Here is a 20,598-nt window from a genome sequence, read left to right as displayed (position 1 = left end):
ATATGTAAGTAAATACTTATACTGACTCAATTTTACATATAACAACTATATAAAAACAAGGATAAACTAACATCATGTTAGTTATCCTTAATTTAAATTATCGATATTAAATGTATTTAATCATCGTATATTTCTTCTTACCTCTTCTTACAATCGTGAATTCATTACCGATTTTATCTTCATCTGATATAACATAGTTCACATCATTTACACGATCACCATTAATATAAATTGCACCATTATTAATATCTTCTCTAGCTTGACGTTTCGAAGGTGATACTTTCCCTTCAATTATAAAATCAACTAGAGCAGTTGTATTTGAACTAACTTCTACAGTCGGTACATCTTTGAAACCTAATTCTATTTCTGATTTTGTTAATGATTTTATATCACCTTTAAACAACGCATCTGTGATTCGCTTTGCTTCTTCAAGCGCATCTGATCCATGTATAAATTCAACCATCTGTTCAGCTAAGACTTGTTGAGCTTCTCTTAAATGTGGTGCCTCTTCTACTGTTTTTTCTAATCTTTCTATTTCTTGTCTATCTAAGAAAGTAAAGTATTTTAAATATTTAATAACATCGTTATCTGATGAGTTAATCCAGAATTGATATAATTCATATGCTGAAGTTTTACTTCTATCTAACCAAACAGTACCTGATTCAGATTTCCCAAATTTTTTACCATCAGCTTTCGTTACGAGTGGTATTGTCATGCCATATGCTTCGGTCTCCCCGTACATACGTCTCATAAGTTCAAGCCCTGTTGTGATGTTACCCCACTGGTCTGAACCACCTATTTGCATTTTACAATCATAGTTTTTATTTAAGTAACCAAAGTCAATTGCTTGTAGAATCATATAAGTAAATTCCGTATACGAAATACCTGTTTCAAGTCGTGCTTTAACAGAGTCTTTCGCTAACATGTAATTAACACCAACGTGTTTTGCGTAATCTCTTAAGAATGAAATAAGGTCGATTTCTTTTAACCAATCTTTATTATTTACAAGAATGGCAGCATCTTCACCTTCAAAGTTAAATATTTTATGCATTTGATTCATTATGCCACGAACGTTCTCATCAACTTGATCATCTGTTTGGAGTTGACGCTCTGAATCTCTTCCTGATGGATCACCTATCATACCCGTACCGCCACCAACTAAAACAATCGGTGTATGTCCATGATTTTGGAATCGACGTAATGTTAAATACGGTAATAAATGTCCAATATGAAGACTATCTGCAGTAGGATCTGCACCACAATAAATTTTAATAGATTCTCTGTTTAATAATGATTCTATTTCTTTTTCATCTGTCTGTTGATAAATGAGACCTCTCCATTTTAAATCTTCTAATAATGCATTTGTCATTTTTGTTTCCTCCTTTAAATTAAAATACAAAAAAGCACCCTCACAAAATTGTAAGGGTGCTTGAATACACGGTACCACCATACTTATGATGCGAACGCATCATCGCTTTATAATGTTACGTACATTACAAACGTTGAACTTGTTTTATAGAGGTGTATTCATAATTATCGCCTTATCAGTTCACAGCACCACTGACTCTCTTAAAAAGCAAATAACCACTACTTCTCCTCTAGTTCATTACTTTATCTAATTATTTACAAAGTATAATGCTAACATTTTTAAAAGTCAATATTATCTATATATGTTATAATTATATTGATTAGATTGGAGGTAAAATTTTGGGTTCAAATCAGTCTAAAAACAAATTCAAAGATCAATTTAATCGTTCAAGTAACAAATATAAAAACACTTTTAAAGAAACAAAATGGTCTCCTAAATTAATATTCCATACGACCTATAATGTAGTAAGTAATTTATTTTTTATTATTCTTTTTATAGGTTGTTTATTACTAGCGTTAGGTATTGGTATTGGTGGCGGATACTTCGCAGGACTAGTCAAAGATGAAAAAGTAATGTCTAAACATGATTTAAAACAAAAACTTTATTCTATGACCGAAAGTACGACTGTTTATTTTGGTTCTGGAGAGTCACTTGGTCGATTAAAAAGTGATGTCCAACGGGACGTTATTAAAGGTAAAGATATAAGTGATAATGTTAAAAATGCACTTATAGCCACAGAAGATGAAGAGTTCTATAAACATAACGGTGTTGTGCCTAAAGCATTTATTAGAGCATCAGTGCAAGAAGTTTTGGGTAGTTCTAATTCATCAGGTGGTAGTACATTGACACAACAATTGGTAAAGAATCAATTACTTACTAATGAAACATCATTTGAACGTAAAGCAAAGGAAATGCTCCTTTCAATGAATGTTGAGAAAAACCTTTCCAAAGATGAAATAATTGATAGTTATTTAAATGTAGTATCCTTTGGACGAAATTCAAATGGTTCGAATGTTGCTGGTATTGAATCAGCAGCACAAGGCGTATTTGGGAAATCAGCGAAAAATATTAACGTAGCACAATCTGCGTACTTAGCTGGATTACCTCAAAATCCTTATACTTATACACCTTTCTTACCAAATGGTGATTTAAAGGATGATGAATCATTGAAATTTGGTTTTAATCGTCAACATTATGTTCTCAAAAGAATGTATCAAGAAAAGAAAATTTCGAAATCTCAATATGAAGATGCTTTAAAATTTGATTTAAAGAAATCATTTGTCGATAAAGTTGAAGAACCTGGGCAAAAATATCCATTCTTAACTGAAGAAGTTGAAAATCGCACAGTTGATATTTTAAAATATCATTTAGCGAATAAAGACAATATTTCTAAAAAAGAATTAGATCAAACGCCTGTTTTAATGACTAAGTACACTGAAAAAGCTAATAAAGCAATGAGAACTGAAGGTTATAAAGTAGAAACAACAATAGATAAAGACATGTATGATAAACTTCAAGAAGTTAAAAATAATTCAGGTAGCTATTCATGGAATCGAGAAGCAGAATATACAGATATTGAAGGCAAACAAGCATCTAAAGAGTTTCAACATGAAGTTGGCGCATTATTAAAAGAAAACAATTCAGGTAAAATTTTAGCATTTGTTGGTGGTAGAGATTATGAATCATCACAAATTAATCACGCAACACATGCCAAACGCTCACCAGGTTCAACAATGAAACCATTAGCAACATACGCACCAGCATTCGAAAATGGTCTCATAACACCTAACACAGCATTATTAGACAAGAAGTTTAACTACCAAGGCTATTCACCTGAAAACTACGATCGACGCGAGTTTGGTCCTGTAACAGTTGATTATGCTTTAAGAAATTCTTTAAATTTAAGTACACTCAGGTTATATAGTAATGTACAAGATTATAAACCATGGGAATACTTAAATAAGATGAATATGAACGTGCCTAAAGATATTCAAAATGGATTAGCATTAACACTTGGTACTGCGGACTTCACTTTAGAACAAGATGTTAATGGTTATAGTACATTAGCAAATAAAGGTGAATATAATGACAGCTATATGATTGATTCAATTAAGACGCGTGATGGTGAAGTCATATATCAACACAAGAAAGATCCTAAACGAATTTTTAGTGAATCAACTACTTACTTAACGACAGATATCCTAAAAGGTGTTCTAGACGATGGTTCTGGTTATCAAATCAAAGATACATTTGACGGAAATTGGGCCGGTAAAACAGGTACATCTGAATCTGGTAAAGATAGCTTATTTATAGGTTATACACCTAAAGTGACGCTAGGTATTTGGATGGGTTACGATCAACCTATCGCATTTGATGAGGATAGTCATTACCAACTATTCATGTGGAGAGATATGGTAAATGCATTATCATCAACAGACCGAGAAAAACTTGGTTACGATAGCGAATTCAGCAAACCTGACACTGTAACTGAAAATACAATATGTCAATATACAAACTCAACAAGTGGTTGTAGCAATGGCGAATCTAAAGCCTCTACGTTAATATCTGACAAAGTAGATACTTCTCAAAAAGATCTATATTCTGACTCAGTATTAAAACGACTTGGTATAGCAATTGACCCTAATACTTCTGGAAAAGTTAAGCCTAAAGAAAAAGTAGCTAAAAACTCACAAGAAGCATGGTCATACAACGCTAAAGGCAATAAGAAAAAAGATACAAATAAAGAAAGCGGTACAAGTACCGCGCCACCAGGTGGAAACTAACAACATTAAAAGCTCAGCTTACAAGGATTATAGTCCGAGTAAGCTGAGCTTTTTTATTGTTTTTAATTAAAATAGTCCGATTGCTGAACCATCTTCTGCAACGTCCATATTAAGGGCTGCAGGCTTTTTAGGTAGTCCAGGCATTGTCATAATATCTCCTGTCAGTGCTACTATAAATCCAGCACCTGTTCTAGGTGATAATTCTCTTATTGTAATATTAAAATCTGTTGGTGCACCCAATACTTTAGCATCATCAGTAAATGAATATTGTGTTTTCGCCATACATACTGGGTAATTGTCCCATCCATTGTCTTTAATTGTCTTGAGTTGTTTTAACGCTTTGTCACTAAAATTAACTGACTTTCCGCCATAGACTTTTTGAACAATTGTGTTTATTTTATCTTCAATTGAAAGATCTAAATCATATAAATGTTTAAATTGTTGTGGAGAATTTAAAACAGATAAAACTTCTTTAGCTAAATCAATTCCACCTTTTCCGCCTTTTTCCCACACTTCTGTAAGTGCTACTTTAATATCATTTTCTTTACACCAATCTAATACAAATTGTACTTCTTTATCTGTATCATGTATAAATGCATTTATTGCGACAACTGGTTCTACACCAAATTGTTTAATATTATTCACATGTCTCTCTAAGTTAACGATACCTTTTTTCACTGCTTCAACATCTTCAGTTTTTAACGAATCTTTATTAACACCACCGTGCATTTTTAACGCTCTAATTGTAGCAACAATTACGACTGCACTCGGATCAAATCCTGCTTTACGCGCTTTAATATCCATGAATTTTTCAGCTCCAAGATCAGAACCAAAACCACTTTCTGTAACAACAATATCTGCTAATTTTCTTGCAGTGTTAGTTGCAATAATTGAATTACAACCGTGTGCAATATTGGCAAACGGACCACCATGTACAAGTGCTGGTGTACCTTCGATAGTTTGAACAATATTTGGTTTAATTGCTTCTTTAAGTATAAGTGTTAACGCGCCTTCTACTTTAAGATCTCTTACAGTTACTGGCTTTCTATCAAAAGTATATCCAATCGTTATATTGCTTATATTTTCTTTTAAATCTTTAATGTTATTTGATAAACAAAAGATTGCCATAATTTCTGACGCAACTGTTATATCAAATCCATCTTCTCGTGGAACACCTCTACCTGGGCCACCTAAACCAACAACTACTTGTCTTAATTCTCTATCGTTCATATCCAATACACGTTTCCATTCAACGCGTCTAGAATCTATATTCAGTTCATTTCCTTGGTATATATGATTATCAATAAATGCTGATAATGCGTTATTCGCTGTTGTGATAGCATGCAAATCTCCATTGAAATGTAGATTTATTTCTTCCATTGGCAATACTTGTGCATAACCACCACCAGTAGCGCCACCTTTCATACCAAATACTGGCCCTAACGAAGGTTCTCTTAACGCAACCATTACTTTTTCATTTAATTGATTAAATGCATCTGCTAACCCTACCGTTACCGTAGATTTACCTTCACCAGCTGGAGTTGGACTTAATGCTGTAACCAGTACAACTTTTCCTTTTGAATCTAAATTTTCTAATTTGTTAATATTAACTTTTCCTTTAAAATGACCGTACGGTTCAATAGCTTCATTAGGAATTCCTGCTTTTTCAGCAATTTCACTAATTGGCTTTAAAGTACTTTGTTTAGCAATATCTAAATCTGATAAATGACTCAAACTGCTCACTCCTTAAATTTAAATTACAAATATGAATGTACACCCTTTCATACTTCCTCTTTAAGAATATACAAATATGAAGAAAAAGTCGATATAAAACACAAATATTGTAATTTAAGTATATGAAATTTGTAAAAAAAAAATTAAAGATATGTATAAAGCTCAAATGAGCGTCTATCAAACATGATATAAAAGGAAAAGTCGTAAAACCTCTTTGTATTCCAAAGAAATTTTACGACTTTCTAATATGCCAATTAACACATATCTCGAATATATGACCGTTTAATCTTCCATTGTAGATAAATCTCCAGCTGGTAAATCTAGTTCCCATGCTTTTAAGACTCTACGCATAATTTTACCTGAACGAGTCTTAGGTAATTTATCTTTAAAGTCTATTTCACGTGGTGCCGCATGACCAGCTAATCCTTCTTTCACAAACTTTCTAATTTCTTCTTTTAATTCATCTGATTCTTCATAACCTTCTCTTAGGGCAATAAATGCTTTAATGATTTCTCCTCTAACTGGGTCTGGTTTACCGATAACACCAGCTTCCGCTACAGCAGGATGTTCAACAAGTTTTGACTCAATTTCAAATGGTCCAACTCGTTCACCCGCAGTCATAATAACATCATCTACTCTACCTTGGAACCAATAATAACCATCTTCATCTTTGTAGGCAGAATCACCAGAAACATACCATTCATCATTAATGAAATAAGAATCAAACTTAGGTTTATTATTCCAAACTGCTCTCATCATTGATGGCCAGCCTTTTTTCAATGCTAAATTTCCCATTCGATTAGGTGGTAATTCATTACCTTGATCATCGACAATTGCTGCTTCTACACCAGGTAAAGGTTTACCCATTGAGCCAGCTCTTATATCCATGGATGGATAGTTTACTATCATATGTCCACCAGTTTCAGTCATCCACCATGTATCATGAATTCTATGGTTAAATACTTTATGTGCCCACTTAATTACTTCAGGGTTTAAAGGTTCTCCTACCGATAATACATGTCTTAATGAAGATAAATCATATTTTTCAATGATATCATCACCTGCACCCATTAACATACGTAATGCAGTTGGGGCCGTATACCAAACTGTAACGTTAAATGTTTGGATAAAATCATACCATCCATCTGGTGAGAAACGTCCACCTGCTACACAATTTGTTACACCATTTAACCAAGGACTAAAGATACCATAGGACGTCCCAGTTACCCAACCTGGATCTGCTGAACACCAATATACATCATCTTCTTTGAAATCTAATACATATTGACCTGATATATAATGAACGAGCATAGCTTCTTGAACATGTAATACACCTTTAGGTTGTCCTGTAGAACCTGAAGTATAATGTAAGATTAAGCCATCTTCTTTATCTAACCATTCAATATCAAATGTTTCATTTGCTTTTTCATATTCAGTATTAAAATCAACATATTCTTCTGGAACATCCTCATCAATAATAACGATATGTTCTAAATGAGGTAACTCATCTTTAGGAATTCTTCCTACTAAATCTTTCGTTGTGATAATAACTTTTGCTTCACTATTTTCTAATCTATCTTTAACTGCTTTTTCCATAAATGCTTCAAATAATGGACCAACAATGGCACCGATTTTAAGTGTTCCAAGCAATGCAAAGTATAATTCTGGCTTTCTAGGCATGAATATAAATACTCTGTCACCTTTTTCAACTGCAGCATTATTTTTAAGTACATTAGCGGCTTTATTACTCGCTACTTGCATATCTTTATAAGTGTAGCTATCTTGACGATCTTGATCCTTATAGTGGAGCGCGATTTTGTCCCCTTTACCATTGTCCACATGTCTATCAATACATTCATATGCCATATTAATCTTACCTGTTTCGCTCCAACTAAAATTCTTCTCTATATCTTTCCAATTATGATTTTTGACTGCTTCGTCATAATTTGCAAGATTATAATTTTCATTTAATGCTTCGTAAATTTCGACTTTCATTTAAATCTCCCCTTTTTCAAATGTAATCGTTTCCAATAAAGCCTAATTTCATTATAATATAAGTATGATGAACTTTTCAAAAAAATTCGATTATTCAAAATAAACTTTATGAATATACAATATCATATTCAAATAGAAAGGAGGTATTATATGAAGCATATAAAGACATTTATTTCAGAATCCGTTACATATTCCAAAGATAAAGAGATTATTATTGAAGGCCCTGTCTCCCCAGATGACTTAAAACAAATGACCTTTGACAAAGGGCTAGACAGCTTTCGTGTACCAAAAGAACAGTTCGAAGCACTTATAGAAATTGCAGAGCTTCCTGAAGGTAGAATTATTATTTGTAGAATTGATCAACACATCATTGGTTATACGACTTACCTATATCCAGATCCATTGGAACGTTGGTCTGACGGCAATTTACCATATATTCTAGAATTGGGCGCAATAGAACTATCTTTAAATTACAGAAAATACGGTCTCGGCAAAAAAATGCTTAAACTTGCGATGCGCTCACCTGAAATGGAAGATTTCATCGTCATTACAACAGAATATTATTGGCATTGGGATTTAAAAAACAGTGGCTTAGATGTATATCAATACCAAAAAGTCATGCACAAAATGATGGGTGCTGGAGGGCTAGAAGTATTTGCTACCGATGATCCAGAAATTATAAGTCATCCTGCCAATAGTTTAATGGCAAGAATCGGAAAAAATATTAAACAAGAACAAATGGAAGCATTTGATCGATTACGATTTATGAATCGATTTTTCTTTTAGGAGGTATTTGGATGTTAGTAGAAAAAATTATGACTTCACCTTGCGCAACAATTCTTGGTAATAAGTCTATTGAGGAAGCATTGGAATTGATGACTGAGAAAGAAATTAGACATTTGCCTATAGTAAATGAGGATGATGAATTGATTGGTATTATATCTGATAGAGATATTAAAATGGCTTTACCCAGTATTTTATCTGAAGATGACCCAAGTCACAGTTTGTCATTGTCAGTTTCTAAAATAATGAGGAGAAATGTTATCAGATGTCATCCGTTAGATTTTGTCGAAGATATTGCTCTTGATTTTTATGAAATGGAGATTGGTTCCATTCCAGTTATACGCAATAATAAAGTAATCGGTATCGTTACCCAAAAAGATATGTTAAATACCTTCATTGAATTAACAGGTGTCACGATGCCTGGATCAATTATTGAGGTACATATTGATGATAAAGTTGGTGCTTTGCATGACATAACTGCCATATTTAAACAGCAAAATATAGACATTTTAAATATTCTAGCTTATAGCGATCTACAAAATACAAACAAAAGATATCTCATGTTACGAGTAAAATCAATGAATCCAGAGAGAATTTATAAATTATTAGAAACGCATCATTATAATGTCATTTACCCTTTCGGTATTAAAAAATGATAAAGGCTAAATATGTTTACTCTGAAGATTTATTGAAATATCGTTTTTCAGACAGTCATCCATTTAATCAAATGCGTTTAAAACTCACGACTGATTTACTTCTCGACTTAGGGAAATTAAATGAAAATCAAATCATTAAGCCTAGAATAGCGACTGATGAAGAACTAGAACTCGTACATGAACCACATTATATTGAAGCAATAAAAATGGCAGGTAACGGTGAATTACCATTAGAACAATATGAAAAATATGGACTAAGCAGTGAAGATACTCCACAGTTTAAAAACATGCATGAAAATAGCGCGAGAGTAGTTGGCGGAACATTAAGTGCTGTTGATGCTGTTATGACAGGAGAATCTGTGCGCGCCTGTCATCTTGGTGGTGGTTTACATCATGGATTTAAAGGCAAAGCTAGTGGTTTTTGTATATATAACGATAGCGCCGTCGCCATTCAATATATGCAATCCAAATATAATCAAAGGGTCCTATATATCGATACCGATGCCCATCATGGAGATGGCGTACAATGGACATTTTATACTAATGAACAAGTTATGAATTACTCAATCCATGAAACCGGTCGATATTTATTTCCTGGAACTGGTGCATTAACTGAACGTGGAGATGGAAAAGGATTCGGTACAACTGTAAATGTCCCACTTGATGCTTATACAGAGGATGATTCATATATAGATGTATTTAAAGAAACCGTTGAAGCTGCATGCAAAGCGTTTAAACCAGATGTTATCTTAAGTGTTAATGGTGTAGATATACATTACTTAGATCCATTAACACATTTAAGTTGTACTTTAAAAACACTTTATGAAATTCCTTATATAGTCAAAAATCTTGCTGATCAATATTGTGACGGCAAATGTATTATGGTTGGTGGTGGCGGATATAATATTTGGAGAGTTGTTCCAAGAGCATGGTCACATGTTTGGTTTGCATTAAATGATACTCAAACACCAAGCGAAGCTATACCTCAATCTTGGCTTAGTAAATATCAACCAGAAGCACCGTTTCCACTACCTCAATCTTGGTTAGATGAACAAGTCGACTATATGGAAATTCCAAGAAGAAATGAAATAACTGAGAAAAACAACAATACGAAATTAAGAATTCTTGATTGGCTAACATAACAAAATAAAGCAGAGAAAAATCTAATTTCAGATTTTTCACTGCTTTATTTATAACATGACTAATATTTATTTAGTCGTACCACGATATTCAACACGATAAGGTAAAATGACATTAGGTTCGTCAATTTTTTCATCATTCATATATTTTGTTAATAATCTCATGCCTACTGCTCCGATATCATATAAAGGTTGTGTAACACTAGATAATTGTGGTCTAACCATATGAACTAGTCTTGTATTATTAAAACTTACTACTTGTAATTCTTCAGGTATTTTAACGCCAGCATCTTGAGCTGCATGTACGATACCAATAGCTTGTTCGTCACTAATACATAGAATGACATCTGGGTTTATCTTAGACACTGCATCATATGCATTGCTGCCATCTTTGTAAGTTTCGTTTCCTACAAATTTAGCATCATTATTCATTTTCAAACCTGCATTAGAAAGTGCTTCTTCTAGACCTTTGAATGCATCATCTTGTGCTTTCTCAGAATAGCCACCACCAACGAAAGCAAATTTCTTAGCACCATTATCAATTAATGTTTCAGCAATTTCTTTACTAGCTTCTGTATAGTTAATATTGACTGAAGCTAATTTAGATTCTCTATCATTAGTTCCTGATACAACAACTGGTACAGATGATTTTTCAATTAATTCAACTGTCTCATCTTTAAGAGTACCACCAAGGAAAATTATGCCATCAACTTGTTTACTTAATAAATTATTAAAAATTTCTTGTTCTTTATCACTATCATTATCTGAATTAGAAATAATTGTATGGTATTTATACATTGTAGCGATATCTTCTAATCCACGTGCTAATTCAGAATAGTAAACATTAGAAATATCTGGAATAATAACACCAACCGTTGTTGTTTTCTTGCTTGCTAAACCACGTGCAACAGCATTTGGACGATAGTTTAGTCTTTTAATTACTTCATTTACTTTATCTCGTGTAGTTGGTTTAACGTTTGGATTACCATTAACAACACGTGATACAGTAGCCATTGATACTTTTGCTTCTCTTGCAACATCATATATAGTTACAGTCATAATTTCCTCCTATTTGAAAACGTTTTCTTGTACATTCTAACACGTTTTCATTTTGTTTTCAAAGTTAATGAAAGCGAACTCACAATTACTAATTATAAAAGATTCTATTTCTGTTGTCGATGAAATAAACTCAAAATAAAGCAATAAATTGTAAATTGTAAATTCTTTTTCAGAAAACAAACGAACATACCATGACAAAATAACAACATAGCTAATATTTGTATATTTCTGTTTCCACTTGCGCCTTAGGATTTTCTAAGGCGCTTGTCTTTCTGAATAAGAAAAAACAGTAGAAATCCATTTAAAAAATGAATTTCTACTGTTCTCTTAATATCTCAGACATTTAATGTCCCAGATGCTTTGTTAATTTATTATTTTTCGTATAATTTTGCTGCTTGTACAATTTCTTTGTAGAATGCATCAAATTCATTTAAGTCCATTTGTTGTCCAGCATCACTTAGTGCCACTGATGGATCTGGATGCACTTCTGCCATTACGCCATCTGCACCAACTGCTAATGCAGCCTTAGCACATGGTAACATAATATCTTTACGACCTGTACTATGTGTAACATCAACCATTACTGGTAAATGTGTACCTTGTTTTAAGATTGGTACTGCTGAAATATCTAAAGTATTTCTTGTAGCTTTTTCATATGTTCTAATACCTCTTTCACAAAGGATAATATTGTTATTACCTTGTGAATGAATGTATTCTGCAGCATATATAAATTCTTCAATAGTTGCTGATAATCCTCGTTTTAATAATACTGGTTTATTTGTTTTTCCTGCTTCTTTCAATAATTCGAAGTTTTGCATATTTCTAGCACCGATTTGGAATACATCTAAGTATTCATCTGCCATTTCGAAATGAGCTGGATTTACAATCTCACTCACAACATTTAAGCCGTATTTATCTTTTGTATTTTTAAGAATTTGTAGACCTTCTTCTCCAAGTCCTTGGAAGTCATAAGGAGATGTACGTGGTTTAAATGCACCACCTCTTATGAATTTTTCACCTCTTGCTGCTAAATCTTTAGCAACAGTATCTACTTGTTCTTGTGACTCTACTGAGCATGGTCCAAATACAAATGATTTTTTATTATTTCCAACAATTGCACCATTATCGAATTGTACAATTGTATCTTCTGGTTTAAGTTTACGTGACACATATAAGTGCTTCTCATTCTCAGATTTTTGTAAATCTGTTGAAGCTTTAAATATTTCTTTAAATAATTGTTTGATAGTATTGTCATTATATGGTCCTTCATTACGATCGATTAAATGATTTAACATTTCTTTCTCACGTTGAGGATCAAATACTCGAGTACCTTGTTTACGTTTTTCTTCACCGATTTGTTTTGCAATGTTTCCACGTTCGGATAACAATGCTAAAATTTCATCATTAATTACTTCAATTCTTTCTCTTAACTTTTCTAGTTCATTTGACATCCTATTCACCTCATGTAAACAATTTAACTCACATACTTTAAAGCGATAAAATATATAAGTAATTAGATGTTAGTATAACAATATAAAAGACTGTATTCAACCCTTAGTTTTGATTTTCTGAAAATTTATTTTAATAGTCTTTATTATAATATATTTTTTCTGAAAAGTTACACTTTTTTGTAAGTTTCTATAATTAAAATCTCCTAATCCGTATCTTGAATATTATCCAACGGATTAGGAGATTTATTTAGATGTTTCAAATTGTTATTTCTTATCGAATGATTTTTTCTCTACTACTGTTTTTGGTCCTTTTAAATCTTGATCTTCAACTTCAGATTTAATTGCACCTTTTTGAGCTTTTAATTCTTCATTTTCAACGTCATCTGCTGTTACTACGCCTTTATTAGCTTTCTTCTCAGCTTGTTTAGTTTTAACTTCTTCTGCTTTTTTCTTAGCGTTTGTTTTTTTCTCATCAGCTTTTGCTTTAACTTCTTCTGCTTTAGTTTGTGCCTCTGATTTCTTTTCTTCTGCTTTTGCTTTTACTTCTTCTGCTTTTGTTTGAGCTTCTGATTTCTTTTCTTCTACTTTTGCTTTAACTTCTACTTTTTTCTCTTCAGCTTGTGTGCGAATTTCTTCAGCTTTAGTTTGTGCTTGACCTTTTAATTCATCAGTCTTCGTTTTAACATCATCTAAGATTTTATTAGATTTTTCACTTAAATCATCTTGTAATTCTTTACCTGGTTTTGGTGCTAATAATAGTCCTACAATACCACCAACTACAGTACCTAATACAACACCAAATACAAAGTCTCTACCATTTGTATTCTTGTTGCATTCAGCTTCATATGTTTCTAAACCATGTGTATATAAATCTCTATTATATTTGTTTTCCATCGTTATTTCCTCCTATTTAAAATAAATAATACACTTATAATAAAGATTATAAGTGTATTAAGTTTATTTTTTCAATCCAGCACCAATTTTATCTTCATCTAAGTTGTCGCCTGGTGTTGTCGATTCGTTGTAATCTTTTGGAACTTTTGCTTCAAATTCGTTAGAAGACGTTGCTTTACTATTAAATGATACGTTACTTCTACGATCTTTTCTATATTGCCATTTGTCAGCAACTTCCATTGCTACATTTGACCATTGGATTACTTGTGAAATTTTATCTTCATTTTGTGAAATATTATGCGTAATAGAGTTTGTCACTCTATCTACAGAAGTATTAAGTGTTTGTACTGAATCACCAACACCTTTAACAGCATCCACAACTGAATTTAAACGTAATGATTTGTCTTGAATATCTTCAGTTAAGCGATTTGCTTTATGAAGTAAATCTGTAGACTCACGTGTAATACCTTGAATTTGGCCTTGAATGCCATCTAATGTTTCATTGATACCTTTAACTGTTTTTAATAATTGCATTAAGAATAAAGCTAATACTACACAAATTACTAAAAACGCAACCGCAGCAATAATTCCTGCTAATGGTAATAACCAATCCATACTAAACGCCTCCTAAATAATTATAAAACTTTATATGATTTACTAATAAATAATACCCTTCTTCATTATGAATAAACATAAATTAGATTAATGTCACGTATTATTCACCGAGTGATTGGACATAAGCTTTTTGAACTTTTTGAATATCTCCTGCACCCATAAATAGTATAACACCATTTTCATGTTTTTTGAGCTGTGATACTGTTTCTTCACTAATTAAATCTGAGTTCGGTATTAATGTTTTTAAATCATGTATCGTCAGTTCACCTTGTTGTTCTCTAATTGAACCAAAAATATCACACAAATATACTTTGTCAGCTTGTGAAAGGCTCACAGCAAATTCATTTAAAAATGTTTCAGTCCTTGAAAATGTATGAGGTTGAAAAACAGCCACTACTTCTTTCTCAGGATATTTTTTTCTAGCAGATTCTATCGTCGCATTAATTTCTCTAGGATGATGCGCATAGTCATCTATGAGTATTTGATTATCATAGAAACTTTCACTAAATCTTCGTTTCACACCGCCAAATGTAAGGAGTGCTTCTTTAATATTGTCTATATCTAGTTTTTCTAGATAACAAACTGCTATTACTGCTAATGCATTTAGCACATGATGATCACCATACATTGGCGTCGTAAATGTACCTATAAATGTGTTGCCACTTTTAAAATACACATCGAATGTCGTACCTTTTGAGGATGTTTTAATATCTTTGGCAAATATATCATTATTATCTTCAAATCCGTAATAATAAATAGGAACATCTGCTTTAATTTTTTTAAGTTCTTCATCGTTACCCCATGCTATGATACCTTTTTTAACATTTTTGGCCATTTCTTGAAATGCATTTGTTACATCATCTAAATCTTTAAAATAATCTGGATGATCGAAATCGATGTTCGTCATAATTGCATAATCAGGGAAATAGCTTAAAAAATGTCTTCTATATTCACATGCTTCAAATGCAAAATAAGAACTATCAGGTAAGCCCATACCAGTCCCATCTCCTATTAAGAAAGATGTCTTTTGGTCACCATTCATCACATGTGATAATAATCCGGTTGTAGATGTCTTACCGTGCGCACCAGTAACTGCAACTGATGTGTATTGAGACATAAATTCACCAAGAAAAATATGGTATCGATGTACTTCTAAACCTAAATCGTATGCTTTAGCAATTTCTGGATGGCTATCAGGAAAGGCATTCCCTGCAATAACAGTCATACCTTCTTTAATATTATTTGTATCAAAAGGTAATATTTTAATACCTTTATTTCTTATCGCATATTCCGTAAATACAGTATTTTCTATATCAGAGCCTTGTACGTTATGTCCCATGTCATGCATAATTTGCGCTAATGAACTCATACCAGCACCCTTGATTCCAACAAAATGAAATAATGTCATTTCATGTCACTCCTTCTATTTCTTAATTGTCACTATCTTTCTCTTCCAATGTTGATTGTGTTATTAATACATCTCTTGGTTTAGAGCCATTTGGACCTGAAATAAATCCACGTTCTTCAAGATTATCAATCATTCTTGCTGCTCTATTATAACCAATTTGGAAATGCCTTTGTATCAATGAAGTTGAAATGTGGCCTTCTTTAACCATAAATTCACACACATCATCAAAAAGTGCATCTGCTGGTTGTTCATTTACTTTTTTTAGTAATGTTTCTTCTTTAAATAAGTAGTTAGGCTTCATTTGTTTACTTACATTAGAAACTGTCTCATCAATTTCATCATCTGATACAAAAGCACCTTGTACTCGAATTGGTTTATTCATACCATTTCCTAAGTACAACATATCCCCATTTCCAAGTAGTTTTTCTGCACCACCAACATCAAGAATTGTTCTAGAGTCAATAGAAGATGAAACCATAAATGAGATTCTAGTAGGTACATTCGCTTTTATTAATCCTGTTATGACATTAACAGACGGCCTTTGTGTTGCAAGTATCATATGAATACCACATGCTCTTGCTTTTTGAGCTATTCTAGCTATTGATTGTTCAACTTCTTGTGGTGACATCATCATCAAATCAGCTAACTCATCAATAACTATAACAATTTTGGCCATTCTTTGTTCATAATTTGCCTTCTTATTGAACGCAGTTATATTTCTAACGTGTAATTCAGCAAAGCGTTTATAACGTCTTTCCATCTCTTCTACAGCCCATTTAAGGCTTGCTGTTGCTGCTTTCACATCTGTAATAACAGGTGCAACAAGATGTGGTAAATTATTATAAGGTGCCAGTTCGACCATCTTTGGATCGATTAATAATAATTTTAATTCATCTGGATGATTTTTGTATAATAAACTCGTTAAAATTGCATTAATACAAACAGATTTACCTGAACCAGTAGCACCCGCAATGAGTGCATGTGGTGTTTTAGCAATATCCATTAAGAGTGGTTCATTGTTAATTTTAAAGCCCATTGCAACTGTTAATTTGCTTTCTGCTTGTTGAAAATGTTTAGAAGTAATCATTTGTCCTAAAGGAATTTTCTTCGGACTTTGATTTGGAACCTCAATTCCAACTAAGCTTGTACCAGGGATAGGTGCTTCAATTCTTATATCTTTAGCAGCAAGTGCCATTTTAATATCGTCTTGAAGTGCTGTTATCCTAGAAACTTTAACGCCTTTTTCAACGGAGAGTTCAAATCTAGTTACAGTTGGACCTTGAATCATATTTACCACATGAGCAGGCACATTAAAATGATAGAATGCTTCATCTAATTCTTTTTTCTTTGCTTCTAACCATTCAGTATTATCTTCCGTTTCAACAACATCATCTAAAATGGAAATCGGAGGCAATACATAGAGTGGGCCTTTTCGTTTTTTAGCAGTTTCATTTGATTCAGTTGACTGCTCATCTTCTCGCGTTTCATTTAAGTCGTGACTAGTCTTATCTATAGTTTCTGTTTTTTGGTGTATATTTTTATATTTACGCTTATCTGATGGTGTCATGAGCACATTAAATGGCGAAACTTTTTTTCTATCAGGTCTTAACACAGGTTCTTTAGATGCATGCTCTATAGGTGTTTCATGCTCATCTATTCTTACTTCAGAATCAGCTACTTCTTGTAATGTTTCTTGATTTGATTCCACTTCTTCTACGTCGTTTTCATCTTGGATATGAGTTATATCTTCTTCATCCGGTTCTATAACTTCTTCAAAATGAGGTTGGTTTGATGATAAATCTTCTACTTCTTCATCATCTTCTTCGAAACTCATATCATCCTCTAAGTAATGGTTCAAGTTAACATCTTCAACCGGATTATCTTCTTCAATATTAGATTCACTAGTAGGTTTATTGAAATCATTAACTTCTTCAACCGGCTCGATATCTTCAATCTCTTCGAATAAAAGTGCATTCTCGTGGTTTAATACTTCTTCTTGTTCATTATCTACTGATTTAAACTCATTCGTAAGATCATGCTCTTCAACTTCTTCTTCATTCTCATAATCTTCAAAATCTAAATTAATTTCTTTAAACTCATATGTAGTTGGGTCTTGTGCATCTGGTTGAAATGCCTCGGTTTGTTCTTCGATAGCAGATTCTTGATCTTCAAAATTTAGATTATGTGATTGTAATGATTCTTGTGCATTGTTTTCATAGTCATCATCTTCAGTTTCAATTGAATCAGAATTATGCTTGATATAAGAAGCTTGTTGTTTTAAGAAATAATCTTGAGTCTTTAATTTAGATTTTTCTTTTTCAGAATCTATATTTTTCAACTCTTGTTCGCGCTTTTCTCTTAATGCTTTTTCAAATTGCTTTTTCTTTTGTAATTTCTTTTCACGTTCTTTTCTAATTTCAGAAACAATTTGTGAAGCATAAATATTTTCGATATTGATTGTATTATCCGTCTTTGAATAAGTAGGGACGTCTTGTACGACTTCTCTACTTGTTTTTTTAGGGTTATTTCTATTGTTATCTAGTTCTTGATTATCATTATTCCCATTTTTATCTTGCGTGTTTTCATATGGTGATTGGCCTTTCAAACCACTGTTTGGTACTTCTTTTTGTTGACGCATACCAAAGATAGCAGAAGGGACTTCTGAAGCTTTAAACTTTGGTTGATGCAAAGAAGATAGGCGTTCGTTAAAAGCTTTATCATCGTACGAAGAATAGGACTCTCTCCTATTAGAAGATGACTTAGTATAATGATAAGAATCATTTTCTTTATTTCTAACTTTTGGTTCTACTTTATAATCTTTGTCATTTAAATCTCTATTATTTCTACGTCTTCTACGTCTGTTCGTAGGATAAGATGACGCTTTATCTTCATAAAACCTGTCATCTCGATAATATTCTTCTTGCTGATTATCTTGAGATTGACGTTCATCAGAAGTGCTTTGTTCTTCATGATCATTTTCCATTTGTATTGGAAATCTAAATTTACCTTTAGGTCTTTTGTATACTTCTTCATTTATAGATTCATCATCCGGATCATTGTTAAAAGAAACTTTTTCATTATTTTGTTTTTCATTATTATTTTTATTTTTGGATTGTCCGAATATATCATCAAACCAACTCATAGGTTCACTACCTTTCGTCTTCAAAAAATGGTGTTCCTACAGTATAACTATCATCTAGTACCATTATACCTTTTTCATTTGGCGCACCTTCTAAATCTAATTCTTTCATTGAACAAATCATTCCACTTGATGGTAAGCCACGAAGTTCAGCATCTTTAATAATCATACCGCTAGGCATAATAGCGCCAACTTTAGCTACCACTACTTTTTGGTTTTGGTCAACATTAGGTGCTCCACATACAATTTGTAATGTTCCAGTTCCAACATCTACTTGGCACACAGATAATTTATCAGCATCTGGGTGCTTTGCTTTTTCCTTTACATAACCTACTACAAATTTAGGTGATAAATCAACATCTAACTTAAAATCAATGTTATTTTTCTCCAATAAATCTTGGATACTATTCACATGTTTTTCTTCAACTTTAATACTTCCATTTGAATCTATTTGTATATATTTTGACGCATTAAATATATTGAATCCCACTATTTTGTCATCACTTTTTATAATGGTAATGTCGTTTTGTACATCATATTCTAATCCTTCATTTGTTGGTTCGATTGTGACCATTAATACGTCGCCTACACCATGTTTGTTATAAAATAAATTCATTTCATTATCTCCTTACAGTTTCTTTTGATTTGATTTCATGTTTTTGAATATTTCTCTGTTTTTTTCAAGTCGTTCAATTACTTCTTGGTTTCTTTTACGAGAATGATTTTTCCCTAATATAAAAATTGGTTCAAGTGATTTATCTGGTTCATAAGAGAACGATAAAGAAGTTATTGGCACTAAACCGTTTTGGAAAAAGTGCATTGTCATTTGAGCAATAACATCATAACCGATTTCATTTTTAATATCGCAAATAACTAATACATCTTGATGAGGCGTTGCGATTAACATTTCACCTTCGATGTTTTGGTAGACATCTTTCAAGAATGCTTGGTTTAATATTCTAGAAGCATCGTAACCATCGTTAGTATTTACAAAGTAAAATGTATTTCCCTGTACTTCATCTGTTTTATAAGTTGTTTTTTTCTTTTTAATATTGAACAAAGCTTGTTCTTTAATTTGTTCTTTAGTTAATTTAAGTTCCTCAATCATGGACTCGTCAATTAATCTATAAGTATTACCTAAATCAAGTGCATAGTATATATTTGTTTCTGCTGTATGTTCATCTATTAAAAATGGCACACCTTCTTTAGTTTCTTTATGGAAACTTGTTGCACGTATTACTGGTAATATCTCTATTTTTTTAATTTCTTTAGTTGCTTCATCTTGCATAGCATTAATCGTTTCTGTTACATAATAGACAATCTCGTCAATTGTCTTGTCTCCATTACTTTTATATTTTGCAATAATTGGAGCTAGTTTTACAGAAAGGCCTTTTTGATTATCTATTCGTTCTATACGTAAACTTTCATCTTCACGATCAAACTTAAAATTAGCATCCAAGTTTCTCAATCGTTCTTTTAATAAATCTCTCATTTGAAAGACATTCATACATAACACTCCTATTTTTTATACCTCTATATAGTTTACAACAAAATAACATCATGTAACAGTGAT

General features: G+C 32.2%; 14 protein-coding genes, 1 pseudogene and 1 other annotated feature. Of the genes and pseudogenes, 4 read left to right on the top strand and 11 right to left on the bottom strand.

The features are described from left to right. Positions 1 to 106: 106 nt before the first annotated feature. A complete protein-coding gene (gene tyrS, locus CD111_RS01070) occupies positions 107 to 1,369 on the bottom strand; it encodes a tyrosine--tRNA ligase (protein ID WP_095087405.1) in 1,263 nt (420 codons plus the stop codon). Between the two features lie 49 nt (positions 1,370 to 1,418). Beyond that, positions 1,419 to 1,607 (bottom strand) — a binding site (T-box leader). Positions 1,608 to 1,707: 100 nt separating this feature from the next. Between tyrS and CD111_RS01065 the strand changes: the two genes are divergently transcribed. Next, on the top strand, positions 1,708 to 4,152 hold the full coding sequence (locus CD111_RS01065) for a transglycosylase domain-containing protein (RefSeq protein ID WP_095087404.1): 2,445 nt from the start codon (positions 1,708 to 1,710) through the stop codon (positions 4,150 to 4,152). Between the two features lie 66 nt (positions 4,153 to 4,218). On the opposite strand, the gene CD111_RS01060 is transcribed toward CD111_RS01065, so the two are convergent. Together CD111_RS01060 and acsA are read right to left on the bottom strand one after the other, a co-directional pair. Beyond that, a complete protein-coding gene (locus tag CD111_RS01060) occupies positions 4,219 to 5,886 on the bottom strand; it encodes a formate--tetrahydrofolate ligase (protein ID WP_095087403.1) in 1,668 nt (555 codons plus the stop codon). Between the two features lie 282 nt (positions 5,887 to 6,168). After that, complete coding sequence (gene acsA / locus CD111_RS01055) at positions 6,169 to 7,881, bottom strand: acetate--CoA ligase (protein ID WP_095087402.1); 1,713 nt, start codon at positions 7,879 to 7,881, stop codon at positions 6,169 to 6,171. Between the two features lie 150 nt (positions 7,882 to 8,031). Between acsA and CD111_RS01050 the strand changes: the two genes are divergently transcribed. The 3 genes from CD111_RS01050 to CD111_RS01040 are packed head-to-tail and all read left to right on the top strand — an operon-like array spanning position 8,032 to position 10,462. Next, entirely contained in the window at positions 8,032 to 8,667 is a 636-nt protein-coding gene (locus CD111_RS01050; protein WP_095087401.1) for a GNAT family N-acetyltransferase, read from the top strand. 11 nt (positions 8,668 to 8,678) lie between these two features. Beyond that, the gene (locus tag CD111_RS01045) at positions 8,679 to 9,320 is read left to right on the top strand and encodes a CBS and ACT domain-containing protein (RefSeq protein ID WP_095087400.1); all 642 of its coding nucleotides are present in this window, start codon (positions 8,679 to 8,681) and stop codon (positions 9,318 to 9,320) included. Continuing rightward, a complete protein-coding gene (locus CD111_RS01040; RefSeq protein WP_095087398.1) occupies positions 9,317 to 10,462 on the top strand; it encodes an acetoin utilization protein AcuC in 1,146 nt (381 codons plus the stop codon). The genes CD111_RS01045 and CD111_RS01040 overlap by 4 nt, the downstream gene beginning before the upstream one ends. A 66-nt stretch (positions 10,463 to 10,528) precedes the next feature. On the opposite strand, the gene ccpA is transcribed toward CD111_RS01040, so the two are convergent. The 8 genes and pseudogenes from ccpA to CD111_RS01000 form a co-directional block, all read right to left on the bottom strand. Beyond that, on the bottom strand, positions 10,529 to 11,518 hold the full coding sequence (gene ccpA / locus CD111_RS01035) for a catabolite control protein A (protein WP_095087392.1): 990 nt from the start codon (positions 11,516 to 11,518) through the stop codon (positions 10,529 to 10,531). 371 nt (positions 11,519 to 11,889) lie between these two features. Next, positions 11,890 to 12,969 (bottom strand): bifunctional 3-deoxy-7-phosphoheptulonate synthase/chorismate mutase, encoded by a 1,080-nt coding sequence (locus CD111_RS01030; protein ID WP_095087386.1) that lies wholly within the window; start codon positions 12,967 to 12,969, stop codon positions 11,890 to 11,892. Between the two features lie 264 nt (positions 12,970 to 13,233). Further along, positions 13,234 to 13,863, bottom strand: a complete 630-nt coding sequence (locus CD111_RS01025) for a YtxH domain-containing protein (RefSeq protein WP_095087379.1) — start codon at positions 13,861 to 13,863, stop codon at positions 13,234 to 13,236. Between the two features lie 63 nt (positions 13,864 to 13,926). Next, positions 13,927 to 14,478, bottom strand: a complete 552-nt coding sequence (locus CD111_RS01020; RefSeq protein ID WP_095087375.1) for a DUF948 domain-containing protein — start codon at positions 14,476 to 14,478, stop codon at positions 13,927 to 13,929. Between the two features lie 100 nt (positions 14,479 to 14,578). Further along, entirely contained in the window at positions 14,579 to 15,886 is a 1,308-nt protein-coding gene (gene murC, locus CD111_RS01015; RefSeq protein ID WP_095087373.1) for a UDP-N-acetylmuramate--L-alanine ligase, read from the bottom strand. 22 nt (positions 15,887 to 15,908) lie between these two features. After that, positions 15,909 to 18,353 (bottom strand): annotated as a pseudogene (locus tag CD111_RS12955) (DNA translocase FtsK); the annotation flags it as partial. Positions 18,354 to 19,035: 682 nt separating this feature from the next. Beyond that, positions 19,036 to 19,641: a YtpR family tRNA-binding protein gene (gene ytpR, locus CD111_RS01005; protein WP_095087372.1), complete on the bottom strand. Its 606-nt coding sequence runs from the start codon at positions 19,639 to 19,641 to the stop codon at positions 19,036 to 19,038. Positions 19,642 to 19,653: 12 nt separating this feature from the next. Continuing rightward, entirely contained in the window at positions 19,654 to 20,532 is an 879-nt protein-coding gene (locus tag CD111_RS01000; RefSeq protein WP_095087371.1) for a DUF1444 domain-containing protein, read from the bottom strand. Between the last annotated feature and the right edge of the window lie 66 nt (positions 20,533 to 20,598).

It is taken from the genome of Mammaliicoccus stepanovicii, assembly GCF_002902525.1.
GTDB classification, from domain to species: domain Bacteria; phylum Bacillota; class Bacilli; order Staphylococcales; family Staphylococcaceae; genus Mammaliicoccus; species Mammaliicoccus stepanovicii.
The sequence above is the reverse complement of the archived record's forward strand: the minus strand, read 5'-3'. Positions and strand labels throughout refer to the sequence as shown.

Coding starts and splice junctions, on each gene's coding strand:
- CD111_RS01045 (WP_095087400.1), top strand. CDS start 8,679: ATGTTAGTAGAAAAAATTATGACTTCACCTTGCGCAACAATTCTTGGT.
- ytpR (WP_095087372.1), bottom strand. CDS start 19,641: ATGAATTTATTTTATAACAAACATGGTGTAGGCGACGTATTAATGGTC.
- ccpA (WP_095087392.1), bottom strand. CDS start 11,518: ATGACTGTAACTATATATGATGTTGCAAGAGAAGCAAAAGTATCAATG.
- murC (WP_095087373.1), bottom strand. CDS start 15,886: ATGACATTATTTCATTTTGTTGGAATCAAGGGTGCTGGTATGAGTTCA.
- CD111_RS01040 (WP_095087398.1), top strand. CDS start 9,317: ATGATAAAGGCTAAATATGTTTACTCTGAAGATTTATTGAAATATCGT.
- tyrS (WP_095087405.1), bottom strand. CDS start 1,369: ATGACAAATGCATTATTAGAAGATTTAAAATGGAGAGGTCTCATTTAT.
- CD111_RS01020 (WP_095087375.1), bottom strand. CDS start 14,478: ATGGATTGGTTATTACCATTAGCAGGAATTATTGCTGCGGTTGCGTTT.
- CD111_RS01050 (WP_095087401.1), top strand. CDS start 8,032: ATGAAGCATATAAAGACATTTATTTCAGAATCCGTTACATATTCCAAA.
- CD111_RS01025 (WP_095087379.1), bottom strand. CDS start 13,863: ATGGAAAACAAATATAATAGAGATTTATATACACATGGTTTAGAAACA.
- CD111_RS01000 (WP_095087371.1), bottom strand. CDS start 20,532: ATGAATGTCTTTCAAATGAGAGATTTATTAAAAGAACGATTGAGAAAC.
- CD111_RS01030 (WP_095087386.1), bottom strand. CDS start 12,969: ATGTCAAATGAACTAGAAAAGTTAAGAGAAAGAATTGAAGTAATTAAT.
- acsA (WP_095087402.1), bottom strand. CDS start 7,881: ATGAAAGTCGAAATTTACGAAGCATTAAATGAAAATTATAATCTTGCA.